This is a genomic window from Glaciimonas sp. PAMC28666 (assembly GCF_016917355.1).
In the GTDB taxonomy this organism is placed as follows: Bacteria; Pseudomonadota; Gammaproteobacteria; order Burkholderiales; family Burkholderiaceae_D; genus Glaciimonas.
Genome location: NZ_CP070304.1, coordinates 3,713,342 through 3,730,020 on the forward strand (window position 1 = coordinate 3,713,342; position 16,679 = coordinate 3,730,020).

Below are 16,679 nucleotides of genomic sequence, written 5' to 3' on the forward strand. Positions count from 1 at the left end.
CTGGGGCCACCGTCGCCATCTGTCGGTAGTGAACCATGTCCAGCCTGACTTAATTATATACCCGGACTTTGGTCAAACGCACCGGGAGAACCTGACTAAACCTGGCGATCTGCTTGTCGTTTAGCGCCTATAATGCTTGATTACGTGATATTTTTTTGGGGCCGCATAAAAAACTAAAAATGTAATTATAAAAATACGAATGCTCATCATTTTGCCTCATTCGCTGTTTTTTCTTGGGTAAATTCAGATTGCATGCGCGAAACGAAAGCACTCCATCCACCTGCTAAGTCAACTAAAGCTACTAGTCGTACAACATTCGGAGTGGACATTTTTAGGACATTTTTCAGATAGCTAGTTGCTGCTCTAGTTGTAGCTTCTTGCCCAATTACATAAACGGGATCGTCAATCAATGCTGAGATTAAATTGACTACTGTTCCCGTTAAACCCGCCGCAATGCCAATTGCACCACCGGGAATCGCTAATGCCACTCCCGATGCTCCTGCCCCAATATCCCCAAGTATCTTCTTATCCAAGGCCTTCACATATGCCGCCGTCCCCGGGTCAGACATATCCAGATTCTGCCCACCACTTCCCGCCGAAGCACGCGGGCAAGGGAAGTATTTCGGCGCATGCATTTTTCCATCGACTACAATCTGTTGCGCATAGCGTCCCTCGTCGTCCAGCGGCAAGTTGGTCGCAGGATCGCGTTTGCTATTATTTTCGCCGGGTATTTCAGGTTTTCTGATCGGCGCTTTAATGATCACACCGGCAATTTCTTTATCAACGTAACCGCTGTTGATATACGGTGAATTTTTTTGGTCATTGGTCGCATAGAACAGGTATTGTCCATTCCCGATGGATAGTGTCGGATCGGTGGATGCGTACTCTGATTGCAACGTATGTAAAAAAGATTCCGCCTGTTTAAAATAAGGCACGTCGTAGCCAAGATTGTAATCAATCAGATTTTGCGCAGTATTGGCTAACATGGCTACTGCACCTTGCAACTGTTCTGCCGTGGGTTTATCTGTTTGATAAAACTCTTTTGCAAATCGTTCAGCATTTTTTTTGATCAGGTCAACCTCAGCCGGATGCATTTGCCGATTATTCTGATAACAATTTAAAACGATTAATTAAATTTTTGCATGCTTGAGGAGCAAAAGATTTTGCCCACTCTTCAGCACTTAGATATTCGGGCTCTAAGTGCTTCAGAGATTCCGATGACCAAAGAGAGTGCTGACTCTTGAGTGGCAAGTGATCTGTTTCAGACCTAATCACTAGAAATGCATCAAAATCCGGATCTCTGTCGACCACGCCACCGACTTTTTCTTTTAATGTAAGCACTTCTATGGCACCTTCAAAAAAAGATAAATCACCATCAAGCATAGCTTCCGCCAAGGTAACCAAATTTTGTCGCGCTATTTCCTCAATTTCATTTGATGCTTTTCGATTTTTCATATGATTGGTTATTTCAAACGGATTGATTTTGGCTCAACAATTTGCCCAGTTACTGCGTTACGATACGCATGAATTTCAAACTTAATACCATTGGAACTAACGTAGCCCTGACTACTTATTTTGCTCCAATCACTTGAATTTCCACCATATTCGGAGGCTAAACGAGGGGCATCCCGCAAAGTTGTACTAGCCCCATTTCCGGCAATTGATAATCCTTTTCCAGTAGTCAATTCAAACAATTGTTGCTGGTTTGCCAGTTGTTTTTTTAAGCCCAATCCAGTACCAGCATTCGCAGCACCTTCAGAAAGAACTGGGCTAGGTTTAGCCACTCCTACAGCAGAAATCGCAGCGCCTGCGATACCTAACGCCACGTCCCGGAAATAATCTTGTGACGTTAGACCAGCCCCCAGATTCTCGTATGCCTGACCGGAATTCCCATTTGCAGAATGTAACCCTGCGGAAGCAAAGTCTAACGCATATTGCGGTGATAATTCCATCATCGCCTGCAGTCCGGGTGAGGCATTTTGATAAGCCGCGAACTCCAGTGGTTCCATGATCATGGTGGGCTGATTGCTGTTGCGATCAATCAGTGTGTAGCTCACCACATTGTCATCGGCATCGTAATTGGCGACGACTTTACTTGCAGGGACTGCCGGATCATCAGTTGGCATGCCAGACCGTACGCCGCTCATTTTGTCGATGGTTTTACATTCACCCGAACTACTACCTTTACATCCTTGCTTCACGCGCAGGAAAGTTGACATGTGCATCTGGCGGTTGTTGGTATCCGCATTCTTCCCCATCATCCCGCCCATGCCAGCGCTATCCATCCCGCCGCCTGCCAATCCCCCTGCAGCCGCACCGACCAGCGTGGCTCCCAGTCCCATCATGTCGTTGTAGGCCTGCAGTCCTTCCTTGCTGCTGATGTCGTAGCCGTTATTGAGCAGGTAGTCGCTAATGAGCGGTGACATCTTTTCAACACTCATGCCTGCTGCGACGCCGCCAATGGCGCTGCTGTCACCGATCTTTGCCTGGATCAGTCCGACGATGCCGTGCAGGGCGATCTTTTGGGGGGAGCCGTCGGGGTAGCCGGCTTTTTGTGCGATGTCGCCGACCATGCCGTTGAGGGCTGCGCCGGCGATGTCGGCGGCGCGCTGGTTGTCTTGTGCGCGTTGTTGTTCTGCCTGTAAATTGTGGGCTTGCTGCAGGGTTAAGGTGTTGCTGAGGGTCTCGTTGGCGGTAGCGGCATCGCGCTGCGTTAAGGTCTCGGCGGTGGCCTGGCTGTGGGCGTCGGTGGTGGCGTCGCCGGTGCCGGTGATGGTGACTGTGGACGGGCTGATGACGCTGTCGGTGTGGCTGGTGGCGTCCCCACTCTTGGGCATGCCGGCGCCGCCGGTGAGGTTGCCGAGGACGTTGCCGGTGAGGTTGCTGGCGAGGCCGTTGGTGGAGAAACCGGCAGTGATGCTGTCGGCGGCGGTGTGTTGTTGATTGATCAAATCGCGGCTGGTGAGGCTGGCGGTGCGCAGGGTGTTTTTTTCCTCTGCGGCGGTGCTGGTGATGGCGCCGCCTTCGAGCGCGGTGTTGCCTTTGACGTTGAGCGTAAAGCCGCCGGTGCCAGCGGCGATGCCACTTTGTCCGTGCGCACTGCGATAGTGGTGGTCGACCGTTTGTCTGGCGTAATTGACGCTGCCGGTGAGCATGCTGCCAACACAAATTGGCGGAATACAGAGGCTCAGACTAAAGCCGCCGTTTTCTTGTTTGCTTTCGAAGTTGCTGAGGTCTTGCTGGCTCAGGATGTTGAGGTCGCCGGCAATGTCGGCGTTGATTGTGTTGCCGGCGAGTTGTGCACCGCGCATAGTCAGATCGTCGCCGCTTTTGATGGTGAGTTGGTCGGTGGCGCTGATCTGGGTGTTGTCGTAGTTGGTTTCGTGTCCGCTGGCGTGGCCTTTGGAACCGGATGCGCCGAGCTGGAAGCTGAGTCCGGTTTGCTCACCGTTGGAGCCGAGCGTGGCACCAATGCCGGCATTGCTGCCGCTGTTGGTCGATTGCAGATCGGTGGTATTGGCGGCGGCGATCAGTTGAATATTTCTGGCAGCATCGAGACGGATATCTTTTGCCTGTAGTTTAGCGCCTTCCATCGTGATGTCGCCTTCGCGGCTGGCGATATTCATTGTGCGCGCTTGCGCTGAAATTCGTTGTTAACATTCATTAAAAAATCAAAGCTAAACAGAACGCAATAACAATTACTATCAACAAGCCAATGCGAGCAAGCTGATTTTTACCATCGTCATAGCTAAAATGACCAACGCCGGGTATGTCTTTATTATATAAAAAAGAAAAAGATGCCCAACTAACCCAAATTACTCCCGTAAAAAGTAAAAGTGAATCTGTATAGGCTTCGGCCCAAAAAAGCCTCAAACACTCAGCGCAACCTATTATTGGAATAATGAAAGCAGTAACTATTAAAAATTTCCGAAATATCATTTCTTTTCTTCCTACATGTCAGCTATTTGCTGTTTTGAACGGTCTACAATCGCTTGCCATCCTCCGGATAGCTCAACCAATGCAGTGACTCTGTTAGCCGCGGCTTCGGAAAGTCCGTAAACACTTCGTAAATATTTTGTCGCGGCAGCTGCCAATACCTCTTTTGCTATGGCCGTCTTAGGTGTTCCGTCTACCACACCCGACGTAACTGAGGCTAAGATTCCGATATATGCAGCAACGGTTCCCAATGCCCCCACCGGATTGGCTATTACCGCCACTGTCGCCCCATCGCCAATATCACTAAGTATCTTCTTATCCAACGCCGTCACATAAGCCGCCGTCCCTGGGTCCGACATATCCAGATTCTGCCCGCCACAACCCGCAGAAGCGCGCGGGCAAGGGAAGTATTTCGGCGCATGCATTTTTCCATCGACTACAATCTGTTGCGCATAGCGTCCTTCTTCATCCAACGGCAAGTTGGTCGCAGGATCGCGTTTGCTATTATTTTCGCCGGGTATTTCAGGTTTTCTGATCGGCGCTTTAATGATCACACCGGCAATTTCTTTATCAACGTAACCGCTGTTGATATACGGTGAATTTTTTTGGTCATTGGTGGCATAGAACAGGTATTGTCCATTCCCGATGGATAGTGTCGGATCGGTGGATGCGTACTCTGATTGCAACGTATGTAAAAAAGATTCTGCCTGTTTAAAGTAAGGCACGTCGTAGCCAAGATTGTAATCAATCAGATTTTGCGCAGTATTGGCTAACATGGCTACTGCACCTTGCAACTGTTCTGCCGTGGGTTTATCTGTTTGATAAAACTCTTTTGCAAATCGTTCAGCATTTTTTTTGATCAGGTCAACCTCAGCCGGATGCATTTGCCGATTATTCTGGTCCGCATTCTTCCCCATCATCCCGCCCATGCCAGCGCTATCCATCCCGCCGCCTGCCAATCCCCCTGCAGCCGCACCGACCAGCGTGGCTCCCAGTCCCATCATGTCGTTGTAGGCCTGCAGTCCTTCCTTGCTGCTGATGTCGTAGCCGTTATTGAGCAGATATTCGCTAATGAGCGGTGACATCTTTTCAACACTCATGCCTGCTGCGACGCCGCCAATGGCGCTGCTGTCACCGATCTTTGCCTGGATCAGTCCGACGATGCCGTGCAGGGCGATCTTTTGGGGGGAACCGTCGGCCCACTGTCCTTGTGCCAACTCACCGACCATGTTGGCAAGTACAGCAAAATCTCTGAAACTTTTAGTAAGAAATTACCATGACTGTGGGACGTAAGTAATTTCATATTTTTGTTTCAACTCTTTTTGTAGTTTTATTGAAATCTGATAACCTTTTTCATTAAAAATTTGCAGTTCTTCTTCTGTCTTAAATCCGTAATATGGCGGATAACCTTGGTCTACTGCTGCTTGAAAAATACAATCCCATTCTTCAATCTCTTTTTTAATGTCGATACTCATCGGAAGTTCTGAAAGCTCCACAGGTCCCATATTCTCGACAGAATGATCGAAAATTGGTGAAGTTAAGCATTCCGCAACTAGGGTCAGTTTCCTCATTTATGGCTTCCAGGAAGAGACGGGAAAAGCTGTGACAATAAAACCATTATTTCCTACGCCAACCGCTATATGTTTTGATAGGCCGTTATATGTAATTTCATATACGGATGCAGTACCCATTTTCCCCACAAATTTTCCTTGGCTTATAGCTTGCATGATAACGGTAGGCAAATCTGCTTGAGAAATGCCTTTATTTGCAAAATCTGTCGCGTGTCGTTCAATAATATGCTGCAAACCGCGTGCGGAATCCCCCTTCTCCAAAAATACAATTCTTCCATCGGTTAATTTTTTGATAGCAACCACATTTTCAGGTGTCAGTTTCGTACCAGATTGCTCTAGTTTTGTTAATAGTTTCGCTTTTACAGTGCTGCTAACCAAGTTATTGGGGATCGCTGGCTTTACGCCACTTCCTAACAACGCAGCGGCAATCGCCTTATCGGTTTCTGCGATTGATTGCGCAGCACCGCGCACCAATTCGGTTTCGGTAATGCCATTCTTAAGTAAATCAATCTGTGCGTTAATCAGATTAATACTACCAAGGTCATCTTGATATAAGGGCTTCGTAGCTTCTAATGCCAGCAGCGCATCATTAATTGCATCAAACTTTGCGCCACAATTATCACTACACGATTTCCCGAGATAGTCGTTTGCATTTGTTACCAACTTGCTCGCTACTTCTGCGGGTGTTTTTAAGCCAAACCGTGCTTGCTGTTCAGGTGTCCATGACCCGTCTACATTACCACCTGCAAATGGATTAGTACGCTCTGCTGCGGTGGCCTTAAATAGTGTGCTGGTTTTGTTTTCTGCAATAAATTGCTTGGCGGTTTCATCGCTCTTGCCACCTCTCTCCGCTGCGCTATCGACAATGGCATAGCCCGCTGACAATAAGCGTTGGTAAGCTTCTTCTGTCGAAATATTTTCACCGGTCTTTTCTTGCAGGTGCTCTCTGTATTTTTTAGCATTCTGTTTGGCCCAATCACGTTCGCTTTGATGCAACTGCTGATTATTCTGAATTATTTTTGTGTGTCATCTTCTTTATAGCTATTTTTTAGACTGCGCGACTTATGGCTTAAACAGGCTAGCTTTACAGCGCAGACTAAAATCAAAGTACAGGTGATGACCGACAGGCTAGTGATCACCAGAGTATAGAAACCGGCGGCAATAGCGTTCTTGTTTAGCCACTAAAAAATCCCCCAACAACATCTGGTTACGGCTAGATGGTGGTGGGGATTTTTTCGTTTATAAGAAACTAAATACTACGAGCTATTTTTATCGTCTTCGCCTGGTTTTTTAGGGGTGTTCAGTGAACCGATAAAAGCTAAGAAGACAGCACCTACGCCTGCGCTCATTGGGACTAGTATGCCAACTGGAGTGAAGGTGTTTTCTAGCATTGCTTGAGTAGCAAACGCTAACCCCTTTGCATAAATTCCAGATATATATAATCCAACATACATACTCACCGTTGCCACTAAAAAAATTACCCGATACTTAAATCGGCTTAACCATTGCGTAATCACCTGGCCAAATAAGCCACCAACTATTCCAGACCAGAATCCGTCAAACATATCACCTCCGATTATTATTTTTTGGGTGAATTAACTACACCTTGCGCAGCATCACCAGCGACCTTGCCAAACACACCGCTATTAACACGCGTGATAAGTCCAGGCACTGTTGCCCAGTTTTTAAGGGTATTAGGTGTTCCAGCCCACCCGAACATCGCCGTACTGTACATGCCGGTTAAGCCACCTATAGCCATTGCAGCAGCGAGGCCGGGATAAGAGAAGCGTTGATCAAAGCCAGTACTAAAATTTTTCTGATTGAAAAATTTATCATAACCCGCCACAGCCCCCGCTCCAACGGTATAAGTCGTTCCCGAAACCGCCGCTCCCGTCCCCAAAGCCGCCCCTGCCGAATACGCCGCCGCAGCCGCCTTATAAGCGGCATAAACATCCATCACTGAGCCGCCCCCCACGCCAGCAGTTGCCACCCCGGCAGCGGTTGCAGCAGCGCCAAGCGTCGCCTTACTTGCCAGTGCCCGAATGGTCTGATCGCGATCCATTGCTGCGTTAATATCACTATCTGACGGTTTGTTCGTGCCGCCATAACCTGCATACATATCAGCATTCGCTTTCTGCTCGGGTGTTGTGTAGAACATAAATCCCGTGCCACTCTTGCCTTCTGAGGGCAGTAAACCACGCCCTGCTTCCTGTAAAAAAGTATAGGCACTCTGATCCCATGAACCAGATGAGCCAGACTGGACTTGCCGATCTGCCTGTGCCGTTAATTCTTGTTGTGCCTGATCAATCGAAATTCCTTTTTTTAGCGCATAACGTGATGCATTACCTTTAATCCACTTTTTCTCATCAGGATGCATTTGCCGATTATTAGCATCAGGGCAGTCCGACGCAATATTCACCGCCAAACGCCGCCGACCCAGACGGGGCGGGGCTTGCCGGGCGATCCATTTTCCAGACACGCTCTTACGCGGGGGGATTTTTCCAGACGCGGTTTTTGCCTCCACAGAGCAGGCGTTAAGACGCACGCGGTGCGTGCGTGGGGGGTGCCTTTGATGTTGCCGTTGGGGGTTGTGCATCGCGCCATTATACGGATGCTGTGTGGGGAGACTATTTTGTGCGTCACGCTTCTTCGCCGGACTGCACCGGCGCTCATCCCGTCAAGGGCGCGTAGCGGGCGCAGCCGCACCCTTGACGGCTCTCAAAGAAATACGCTAGGCCATGCGGTGCAAGGCGGCTCTATCCCTTGCACCGCTTGTAAAGCGCTGTTGCTGTTGTCGTTGTCGTTGTCGTTGATTTGTCCTGCCATCTGAATGACGGCGAAGCACGGCAGCAAGTGAGGCACGAGCGCGTGCGGTAACCCTGATCAATCCTTGCGCCTTGCGGCGCACACCTTAAGCCTGGCAGACGTGCAGGGGCGTAAGACATAATGCCCGTTACGCGATATTGGCGCACCAAGCCAGCTCCGCTGGCGACTGCGTCAATGTTGCGTAATGCGGCATTATGTTAAATCGCACAGCGATTTACCCCGGAACGGCTGTGCTGTTGACCTGGCGTTGCCCTGTTCCGATCAACGGCGAAGCACGGCAGCAAGTGAGGCACGAACGCGCATTCTTTCCTACACATTGGCAGCAAGCGTGGCCGTTATTCTCGGCTCGCCGCTGGCAGTACCGCAGCGCGGCTGATCAGGCTTTAGTCTCGTCCTTGACCCGCGTTAAGCGCGCCGGATGCGTCAGGGTGTGGACTTCTTTTAATTTGTTGATCGCCATCTGCGTATAAATCTGCGTACTCGACAGATCGGCATGACCAAGCATGATTTGGACAAAGCGCAGGTCAGCACCGTTTTCCAGCATCAGCGTCGCCATCGTATGTCGAAATATATGGCAGCTTCCCGTCTTGCCTATACTGGCGGCATTGATATAGCGCTTGATCATTTCGGACAGCCAACGCGGGTCTATCGCGTCTCCCTGCTGCGTCAGAAACAGCGTACCGTCATCGTCGGCCAGTGCACACTCCGGGCGGATGCTGTCGCGGTATTTGGCAATCCACGCTAACGCACGATCACCAATGGGAATGAGCCGGTCTTTCTTGCCTTTACCTTGCCGCACCATCAACGTGCCGCGCTCATGGTCGATGTCGTGCAGCTGCAAATGACACAGTTCGGTGCGTCGAATCCCGGTGCTGTAGAGGGTTTCCATGATGGCCCGGTTACGGCAACCCAGCGGTGTGCCAACATCTGCGCCGTTGAGCACTTTGTCGGCTTCATCTGCCGACAGAATATGTTTAGGCAGGCGCTTTTCAATACGCGGCATGTCAATATCTGCCGCCGGATTGGACAGTATCCGGCGGTTCTTAACCAGCCACCGAAACCACAGACGCAGCGGAACCAGGCGCATATGCTGACTGCGACCAGAAATCGCCTCTCCATTACTTTTGCGGTACAAAAACAAATGACGCTGGTAGCGCTCAATGATCGGACGCGTGATCTCTGCCGGGTGACACAGACCACGCTCAGTGCACCAGCTCACAAAGTCGCGCAAATGCTGCTCCCGGTGTATCACCGTTTGCTCACTGTAATTGCGTATCCGCATCCAGTCCAGAAACGGCAGCATCTGGAAATACAGGCTGGCAGCGTCGAGCGGGTTACCAATGATTTCTATCCGCGTTTTTTTGCGACCTCGGGTGTTCTTGAGAGTCGGCGCGGTCATGCTTGCGCCTCATCAACAACGGCGGCTAACGAAGAACCATTGTTTTTTTTCTGCTGTATACGCAGTTTTTGCACACTTTCTGGGGTTTCAGCCGCTGCGCCTTGCTGGACCTCAGTTAGCACCATCCGACCAGACCCCGACTGCATGCCGACTGCAGCCCGACCGCTGGCCGACCACTCGCTGTTTTTATCCGACCACTGGGAATCATTGTCGAGTCTGGACGGGTCAAGGAGGCCCATTAAATGCGGGTGATCGTCGCCTTTGCCGTCGTAACTCAACTCGTAATCGGTCGCCTGGCGCCGTCCGTTGTAATGCGCAATCAGATATTCCAGTTCGACCAATCGGGCGAAATACAGTTTTAACTGGGTGTCGCCCCAGCGCGTCATTTCGCGTACCTGCTTGCGCGTAAAACGAAATGTGTCGCGCTGCATCTGCAAGTCAGTACAACGCTGTGCCACCCAGCTTTGCAGCAGCGTGAGGAGGCGGCGCGGTTGCGGGGGCAGTTCGTCCAGCGTACGCCCCAGCACTTCATGCGCGATCCGGTTGGCTAACGCAATGTCGTCTTTTGTCACTTCAATGTAGTCCAGCTGTGCTCCACGATGATCGACGCTTTTGACTTCGCGCTGATGCTGATGCAATAACGCAATCGCCCGGATCAACGTTAAATATTTCATGTGGTCGCGCCGCATCCGGGTTTTGTCATCAAGGAAGGTTAACTGATTCGCATACGGATTAACCACATGCACGGCCTTGAGCAGCCGTTGCGCATTCTGATGCAGAGTAGTGATACTTTTTTTCTCGCGGTCCATCACCAACCCTTCCAAGGTCTGCTTCGCCCGCTGGCGCGCATGGATCGCCTGCGTCTGCTCACGACTTTCATTGACGGTTAATACCAGACAACGATTGAGCAATTCTTCGTCAACATCAATGGCCGTGGTGGTCAGCATCAGCATCACCGGGCCTTTGACGCAATATTGCTTCGTCACCAGATTGCCGGTCGTCTCATCCTTGCCGGTACTGGCCATCGTCAGTTCGCCATCAGACTGCAATAACTTCAGGGCATACGCGGCCTGGCGCACGCCTTCTTCTTCGGCAATCGCCAGGATTTTGTGTTGTAAATCGTTTTCTCCAAGGTAAAACAGACTCTGGCCGGTCATGGCGCTGTATTGAATCCGTTCTTCTTCCGGCATCAGATTGAGCACCGCTTCCATCAACGCACTTTTACCGGCCGCAGAAGACGACTGAATCAAGACCGCCAGCGGGGCATCGAGCTTGCGACTGACCGCCGCCAGATAACCGGCCAGTAAATTGGTCGCTTCGCCGACGATCCCGCAGCGTTCCATGTCGGCAACCAAACGGTCAGTCAGGTCCGGCGCTTTGAGCAAGGCAAGGGCCGCGGCGGTGTCGCTCTCGGAGAGGGGCGGTACGCTGTCTTTGGGCGTGAGGGCGGCACTGAGCGCCGCATCCTGTAACGTTTCCAGCTTCAGCAAGACGTGGCCCAGGTCGCGCTTGATGGTCTCGTCCGGCACCCCCAGTTCAATGGCCGCCTGTTTGATATACACCAGCCGCTGTTTGGCACTGTAGATATCCAGCAAATCAACGTAATACGCGCCTTCCGTTCCCGTTTTATTGTCACGCCGCACCTGCACGTTGACCCGCATCTGCTCCGGCGAGAGATTCTTTTGCCAGCCACGGATACGCCAGTGACGCTCGCCCAGGCTGAGCAATAATTCGCCTTTTACCGTTTGGGAAACCTGCGCCGGTTCGGACGCTGGCGGTGCTTCGGGCGCTGCTGGCGATGACACCGCAGCTAAAGAAGAAGTGATAGGGGCAGCTGTTGCAGATGTCGCCCGTGATGGCGCTACAGCAGCGGGCTTTTCTCTCTTGTGGGAGGGTTCTTTCGCCGCGATGTCAGCCACTGGCGGCACAGACGAAACAGCGAGGTTTACCACCACTGAGGGAGATTGTCCTTTTCCCAACCAATGCGCCTGTTGCAGCAGAACGCCCAGACTCTTCTCCGCCGGCTGCACTTTCTGCGCATAATCATTGACGTCCATCCCCTTCGGAAATACCACCCGGAAACAGTCCATACCCGCTTCCTGCAATAACACTGCCAGTTGCTCAGCAGCGGCATTCCCCGCATCGTCACGGTCATAGGCAATCAGTATGCGCTGCGTGCCGTGCTGTTTTAATGCGTGCCAGTGATCCGCCGTAAAACCATTCACCCCATAACTGGCGATCACATTGCGATACCCCGCACACCAGAAGGTCATCGCATCAATTAACGATTCACACAGAATAATATCCTTCTGCGCCACCAGCGCCACTTCGTTCCAGATCCCCCGCAACGGACGCGCCAGATATAAATGGCGCGGCTGACCCGACGACAGTTTGTTGTTGGGGGCAATCCGCCGCCCGTACAGTTGCATGATCTGACCCGACTGCGCCGCATTCGCGCCCTCTGACATACCAATCACCGGCACCACCAGACAACCGTTCAAATGCTCGTGACCGCTGGCCCGATACACACCCACCGCTTGCAGCTGCGCCCGCATGTCACGCCCCGCTTGCGTATGCCCCGGCGGGAGACGATAGGTCAGACTTTTATTGGCGTAACCAAGTCTGAAGGTGTCGATCAATTCGCTGCTGACCAGAGCGCGGCTGGACAAATACGCCAGCGCTTCCGGCGATTGTTGTAAATTGGCATGGTAACTAGCGACCACTTGCGATAACAATAACTGCTGATCCTGCGCGACCAGCACCGGCAAATGACGCAGTTGACTACGGCCCACGCCGACACGCTCACTCTCAAGGTGCGCACCATTTCTGAGGATTTGCACCGCATGCGGCAGCGAAACCGACTGGGTTTTGATAACCCAGTCAATGACCGAGCCAGCAGCGCCACAGCCAAAGCAGTGATACAGGTTCTTCGCCGCCGACACCGTCAGGCTCGGCGTCTTCTCTGCATGGAATACGCACAGCATCACGTAATCCTTGCCGCGCTTCGTCAACTGATGCCCGCCGCTTTCGATCAGCCGCAATAAGCTCACTTCCTGTTTTAACCGCTCTAGCTCGCTGTCGGGAATGCGGGGCATGGAATTGTCCTTAGTCTAAAAGCTGTCAAGTATCTACTCAATATACTTTAATTGTCCCTCATATGCTACTATAGAGCAAGCGTTAAAAACACAGGGCTTACACTCATGCGCATTACAAATCTCTTTATTTTTCCCATGAGCTTCCCTGCACGCTTGTCTTCGCTTCGTAAGGAGCTGGGCTTTACCCAGCAACAAATGGCTGACAAGATCAGCATGCACGTTTCACAATTAAAACGGTATGAGTCGGGCGCCTCACAGCCCACTATTGATGTATTTCGACGCATCGCACTGGCGCTTAATGTCAGCGCAGATATGCTGCTTTTTGAGCCGGAGGAACGTGGGCCGGATGAGCGCCTAAAACTGCAATTTGAAGCGGTCTCCAAGCTCGATGAGAAGGAGCGGGAGGCAGTGGAAACGATGATTGCTGGTGTGCTGCATATGCATGATGCCAAGCGTTGGCAAGCAGCTAAAAAATAATTTGATGCAGTAAAAGACGCGGATTGCTGGTGTATCAGCACCAACAACCCGCTAACCACAACCAACTAAAACGGAGTTGAATATGGCTAAGCCGAATCATACGCGAGATAGTCTCGCACCAACAAACAGTCACACAGATCGGTTCTTAACCGTGTCTCTTTATCCTGAGCCACAGCCGCATGTTCCGTGGATACGCTTGCGAGGATTGTGGCTTAAACAGGCTGGTTTTACAGCGCAGACTAAAATCAAAGTACAGGTGATGACCGACAGGCTAGTGATCACCAGAGTATAGAAACCGGCGGCAATAGCGTTCTTGTTTAGCCATTAAAAAAAATCCCCAACAACATCTGGTCACGGCTAGATGATGGTAGGGATTTTTTTGTTTATAAAAAACTAAATACTACGAGCTATTTTTATCGTCCTCGTTTGATTTCTTCGGGGTGTTCAATGAACCGAGAAAGGCTAAGAAGACAGCAAGTAGGCCGCCACCCATTGGAACCAGAATAAGTATCGGCTCGAAGCCCCTCATAAAAACAATCTCAAATGCTTCCTGTAACCCTTTTTCTTTTACGCCAGCAGCAAACATAAACACTTGTATAGCTAGTGTTACCACTAAAAAAATCACCCAGTATCTAAAGCGACTCAACCATTGCGTAATCGCAGGACCAAACATGCCGCCCAATATCCCAGACCAGAAGCCATCAAACATAATAATTTCCTATCATTGCATGGAGGAAGATTTGACTGCGCCTTGTGCAGCTTGACCTGCAACATTTCCAAATACGGCGCTATTGGTACGGATCACGAATCCAGGTAGAGTCAGCCAATTTCCGAGCGCATTTGGCACGCCAGCCCAACTGAACATAGCTGTACCATACATGCCGATTAAACCACCTGCCGTCATTGCTGCGCCTAGCCCAGGATAAGAGAAACGTTGGCTGAAACCTGTTCCGAAAGGCTGGCCAGTTCCAAACACTTGATCGATCCCCGCATTCACCGCAGCCCCAGCCGTATAAATCCCGCCCGAAACCGCCATCCCCGTCCCCAAAGCCGTCCCCGCCGAATACGCCGCCGCAGCAGCCCTGTAAGCAGCATAGGCTTCCACCGCCGAGCCGGCCACCGCGCCAGTTCCCGCAAGCGCAGCAGCGGCAAGCGTCGCCTTACTCGCGAGTTCCCGAATGGTCTGATCGCGATCCATTGCCGCATTAATATCATCATCTGATGGCTTGTTCGTGCCGCCATAACCTGCATACATATCCGCATTCGCCTTCTGCTCGGGTGTGGTGTAGAACATAAATCCCGTTCCACTCTTGCCTTCTGATGGCAGTAAACCACGCCCTGCTTCTTGTAAAAAAGTATACGCACTTTGATCCCATGCGCCGGGGGAACCTGCCTGCACCTGACGATCTGCCTGTGCTGTTAATTCTTGCTGCGCCTGGTCAAGCGATATACCTTTGTGTGCCGCATAACGTTCCGCATTCGTTTTGATCCACGTTTTCTCATCAGGATGCAACTGCCGATTATTAGCATCCGCAGCAAAAAATTTTATTTGAATAAGTACTACCAGCTATTTTTATCGTCCTCGTTTGACTTCTTCGCGGTGTTTAACGAACCTACGAAGGCCACGAAGACAGCTAGCAGACCTATTCCCATAGGAGCAAAGAAGCCAACGGTTGTAAATACAAAGCAGACGCTTCTCTTTAAAGCATCTAAGAAATTTGTGTTTAACCAATCTAAAATAAATGTGCCACCGTGAACCGTTAACGTAGTAGTTAAAAAAACTATCCAATACTTAAAACGGCTCAAGTACTGTGCAATCGCTGGTCCGAACAAACCGCCAAACATTCCAGACAAGAATCCGTCAAACATATCACCTCCGATTATTATTTTTTGGGTGAATTAACTACACCTTGCGCAGCATCACCAGCGACCTTGCCAAACACAACGCTATTAACACGCGTGATAAATCCAGGCACTGTTGCCCAGTTTTTAAGGGTATTAGGTGTTCCAGCCCACCTGAACATCGCCGTACTATACATACCCGTTAAACCACCCATAGTCATTGCTGCAGCCAGTCCCGGAGCAGAGAAGCGTTGGTCGAAACTATTTCTGAAATTAGCTCCATATCGCGCATCATTAATTGCACCAACTACTGCACCGCCCGTATAAAACGCTCCGCCAACCGCCGCTCCCGTCCCCAAAGCCGTCCCCGCCGAATACGCCGCCGCAGCCGCCTTATAAGCGGCATAAACATCCATCACTGAGCCGCCCCCCACGCCAGCAGTTGCCACCCCGGCAGCGGTTGCAGCAGCGCCAAGCGTCGCCTTACTTGCCAGTGCCCGAATGGTCTGATCGCGATCCATTGCTGCGTTAATATCACTATCTGACGGTTTGTTCGTGCCGCCATAACCTGCATACATATCAGCATTCGCTTTCTGCTCGGGTGTTGTGTAGAACATAAATCCCGTGCCACTCTTGCCTTCTGAGGGCAGTAAACCACGCCCTGCTTCCTGTAAAAAAGTATAGGCACTCTGATCCCATGAACCAGATGAGCCAGACTGGACTTGCCGATCTGCCTGTGCCGTTAATTCTTGTTGTGCCTGATCAATCGAAATTCCTTTTTTTAGCGCATAACGTGATGCATTACCTTTAATCCACTTTTTCTCATCAGGATGCATTTGCCGATTATTAGCATCAGGGCAGTCCGACGCAATATTCACCGCCAAACGCCGCCGACCCAGACGGGGCGGGGCTTGCCGGGCGATCCATTTTCCAGACACGCTCTTACGCGGGGGGATTTTTCCAGACGCGGTTTTTGCCTCCACAGAGCAGGCGTTAAGACGCACGCGGTGCGTGCGTGGGGGGTGCCTTTGATGTTGCCGTTGGGGGTTGTGCATCGCGCCATTATACGGATGCTGTGTGGGGAGACTATTTTGTGCGTCACGCTTCTTCGCCGGACTGCACCGGCGCTCATCCCGTCAAGGGCGCGTAGCGGGCGCAGCCGCACCCTTGACGGCTCTCAAAGAAATACGCTAGGCCATGCGGTGCAAGGCGGCTCTATCCCTTGCACCGCTTGTAAAGCGCTGTTGCTGTTGTCGTTGTCGTTGTCGTTGATTTGTCCTGCCATCTGAATGACGGCGAAGCACGGCAGCAAGTGAGGCACGAGCGCGTGCGGTAACCCTGATCAATCCTTGCGCCTTGCGGCGCACACCTTAAGCCTGGCAGACGTGCAGGGGCGTAAGACATAATGCCCGTTACGCGATATTGGCGCACCAAGCCAGCTCCGCTGGCGACTGCGTCAATGTTGCGTAATGCGGCATTATGTTAAATCGCACAGCGATTTACCCCGGAACGGCTGTGCTGTTGACCTGGCGT

The 16,679-nt window shown here is 51.2% G+C and carries 20 protein-coding genes; 5 read left to right on the top strand and 15 right to left on the bottom strand.

Translation table 11 applies throughout. The features are described 5' to 3' along the window. Positions 1 to 206 precede the first annotated feature (206 nt). The 7 genes from JQN73_RS15800 to JQN73_RS15830 are packed head-to-tail and all read right to left on the bottom strand — an operon-like array spanning position 207 to position 6,503. Positions 207 to 1,094 carry a hypothetical protein gene (locus tag JQN73_RS15800; RefSeq protein WP_205319801.1) on the bottom strand — a complete coding sequence of 296 codons (888 nt, stop codon included), beginning with the start codon at positions 1,092 to 1,094 and terminating at the stop codon, positions 207 to 209. 7 nt (positions 1,095 to 1,101) lie between these two features. Then, positions 1,102 to 1,455 carry a DUF2489 domain-containing protein gene (locus tag JQN73_RS15805; protein ID WP_205319802.1) on the bottom strand — a complete coding sequence of 118 codons (354 nt, stop codon included), beginning with the start codon at positions 1,453 to 1,455 and terminating at the stop codon, positions 1,102 to 1,104. A gap of 8 nt (positions 1,456 to 1,463) precedes the next feature. Next, complete coding sequence (locus JQN73_RS15810; protein ID WP_205319803.1) at positions 1,464 to 3,626, bottom strand: hemagglutinin repeat-containing protein; 2,163 nt, start codon at positions 3,624 to 3,626, stop codon at positions 1,464 to 1,466. Between the two features lie 37 nt (positions 3,627 to 3,663). Further along, complete coding sequence (locus JQN73_RS15815) at positions 3,664 to 3,939, bottom strand: hypothetical protein (RefSeq protein WP_205319804.1); 276 nt, start codon at positions 3,937 to 3,939, stop codon at positions 3,664 to 3,666. An 11-nt stretch (positions 3,940 to 3,950) separates the two neighbouring features. Then, positions 3,951 to 5,165 (bottom strand): hypothetical protein, encoded by a 1,215-nt coding sequence (locus JQN73_RS15820; protein WP_205319805.1) that lies wholly within the window; start codon positions 5,163 to 5,165, stop codon positions 3,951 to 3,953. 42 nt (positions 5,166 to 5,207) lie between these two features. Next, positions 5,208 to 5,507 carry a hypothetical protein gene (locus tag JQN73_RS15825; RefSeq protein WP_205319806.1) on the bottom strand — a complete coding sequence of 100 codons (300 nt, stop codon included), beginning with the start codon at positions 5,505 to 5,507 and terminating at the stop codon, positions 5,208 to 5,210. Further along, complete coding sequence (locus JQN73_RS15830; protein WP_205319807.1) at positions 5,508 to 6,503, bottom strand: hypothetical protein; 996 nt, start codon at positions 6,501 to 6,503, stop codon at positions 5,508 to 5,510. Between the two features lie 57 nt (positions 6,504 to 6,560). Here JQN73_RS15830 and JQN73_RS22815 point away from each other — a divergent pair, with 57 nt between their 5' ends. Further along, on the top strand, positions 6,561 to 6,656 hold the full coding sequence (locus JQN73_RS22815; RefSeq protein ID WP_205323407.1) for a SymE family type I addiction module toxin: 96 nt from the start codon (positions 6,561 to 6,563) through the stop codon (positions 6,654 to 6,656). Between the two features lie 107 nt (positions 6,657 to 6,763). Here the strand turns inward: JQN73_RS22815 and JQN73_RS15840 are convergent, their stop codons facing one another. Both JQN73_RS15840 and JQN73_RS15845 read right to left on the bottom strand, forming a co-directional pair. Further along, complete coding sequence (locus tag JQN73_RS15840) at positions 6,764 to 7,072, bottom strand: hypothetical protein (RefSeq protein ID WP_205319808.1); 309 nt, start codon at positions 7,070 to 7,072, stop codon at positions 6,764 to 6,766. 14 nt (positions 7,073 to 7,086) lie between these two features. Then, on the bottom strand, positions 7,087 to 7,884 hold the full coding sequence (locus JQN73_RS15845) for a hypothetical protein (RefSeq protein WP_205319809.1): 798 nt from the start codon (positions 7,882 to 7,884) through the stop codon (positions 7,087 to 7,089). Between JQN73_RS15845 and JQN73_RS15850 the strand changes: the two genes are divergently transcribed. Continuing rightward, a complete protein-coding gene (locus JQN73_RS15850; protein ID WP_205319810.1) occupies positions 7,885 to 8,337 on the top strand; it encodes a hypothetical protein in 453 nt (150 codons plus the stop codon). Positions 8,338 to 8,709: 372 nt separating this feature from the next. Here the strand turns inward: JQN73_RS15850 and xerC are convergent, their stop codons facing one another. Both xerC and JQN73_RS15860 read right to left on the bottom strand, forming a co-directional pair. Beyond that, complete coding sequence (xerC, locus tag JQN73_RS15855) at positions 8,710 to 9,732, bottom strand: site-specific tyrosine recombinase XerC (protein WP_205319811.1); 1,023 nt, start codon at positions 9,730 to 9,732, stop codon at positions 8,710 to 8,712. Continuing rightward, positions 9,729 to 12,827, bottom strand: coding sequence for a CHC2 zinc finger domain-containing protein (locus tag JQN73_RS15860; protein ID WP_205319812.1), 3,099 nt, complete (start codon positions 12,825 to 12,827; stop codon positions 9,729 to 9,731). The genes xerC and JQN73_RS15860 overlap by 4 nt, the downstream gene beginning before the upstream one ends. 105 nt (positions 12,828 to 12,932) lie before the next feature. Between JQN73_RS15860 and JQN73_RS15865 the strand changes: the two genes are divergently transcribed. Together JQN73_RS15865 and JQN73_RS22820 are read left to right on the top strand one after the other, a co-directional pair. Continuing rightward, positions 12,933 to 13,304: a helix-turn-helix domain-containing protein gene (locus tag JQN73_RS15865; RefSeq protein WP_205319813.1), complete on the top strand. Its 372-nt coding sequence runs from the start codon at positions 12,933 to 12,935 to the stop codon at positions 13,302 to 13,304. Positions 13,305 to 13,386: 82 nt separating this feature from the next. Further along, a complete protein-coding gene (locus JQN73_RS22820) occupies positions 13,387 to 13,596 on the top strand; it encodes a SymE family type I addiction module toxin (protein ID WP_205319814.1) in 210 nt (69 codons plus the stop codon). Positions 13,597 to 13,704: 108 nt separating this feature from the next. Here JQN73_RS22820 and JQN73_RS15875 read toward each other — a convergent pair whose 3' ends face one another. From JQN73_RS15875 to JQN73_RS15890, 4 genes are read right to left on the bottom strand one after another with little or no spacing between them, the layout of a single operon-like run. Further along, positions 13,705 to 14,013, bottom strand: coding sequence for a hypothetical protein (locus JQN73_RS15875; protein WP_205319815.1), 309 nt, complete (start codon positions 14,011 to 14,013; stop codon positions 13,705 to 13,707). A gap of 12 nt (positions 14,014 to 14,025) precedes the next feature. Further along, positions 14,026 to 14,817 carry a hypothetical protein gene (locus JQN73_RS15880; protein WP_205319816.1) on the bottom strand — a complete coding sequence of 264 codons (792 nt, stop codon included), beginning with the start codon at positions 14,815 to 14,817 and terminating at the stop codon, positions 14,026 to 14,028. A 47-nt stretch (positions 14,818 to 14,864) separates the two neighbouring features. After that, complete coding sequence (locus JQN73_RS15885; protein WP_205319817.1) at positions 14,865 to 15,173, bottom strand: hypothetical protein; 309 nt, start codon at positions 15,171 to 15,173, stop codon at positions 14,865 to 14,867. Positions 15,174 to 15,187: 14 nt separating this feature from the next. Continuing rightward, complete coding sequence (locus JQN73_RS15890) at positions 15,188 to 15,982, bottom strand: hypothetical protein (RefSeq protein ID WP_205319818.1); 795 nt, start codon at positions 15,980 to 15,982, stop codon at positions 15,188 to 15,190. Here JQN73_RS15890 and JQN73_RS15895 point away from each other — a divergent pair, their 5' ends adjacent. Continuing rightward, entirely contained in the window at positions 15,983 to 16,435 is a 453-nt protein-coding gene (locus JQN73_RS15895; RefSeq protein ID WP_205319810.1) for a hypothetical protein, read from the top strand. It begins immediately after the preceding gene. The last annotated feature ends 244 nt before the right edge of the window (positions 16,436 to 16,679 follow it).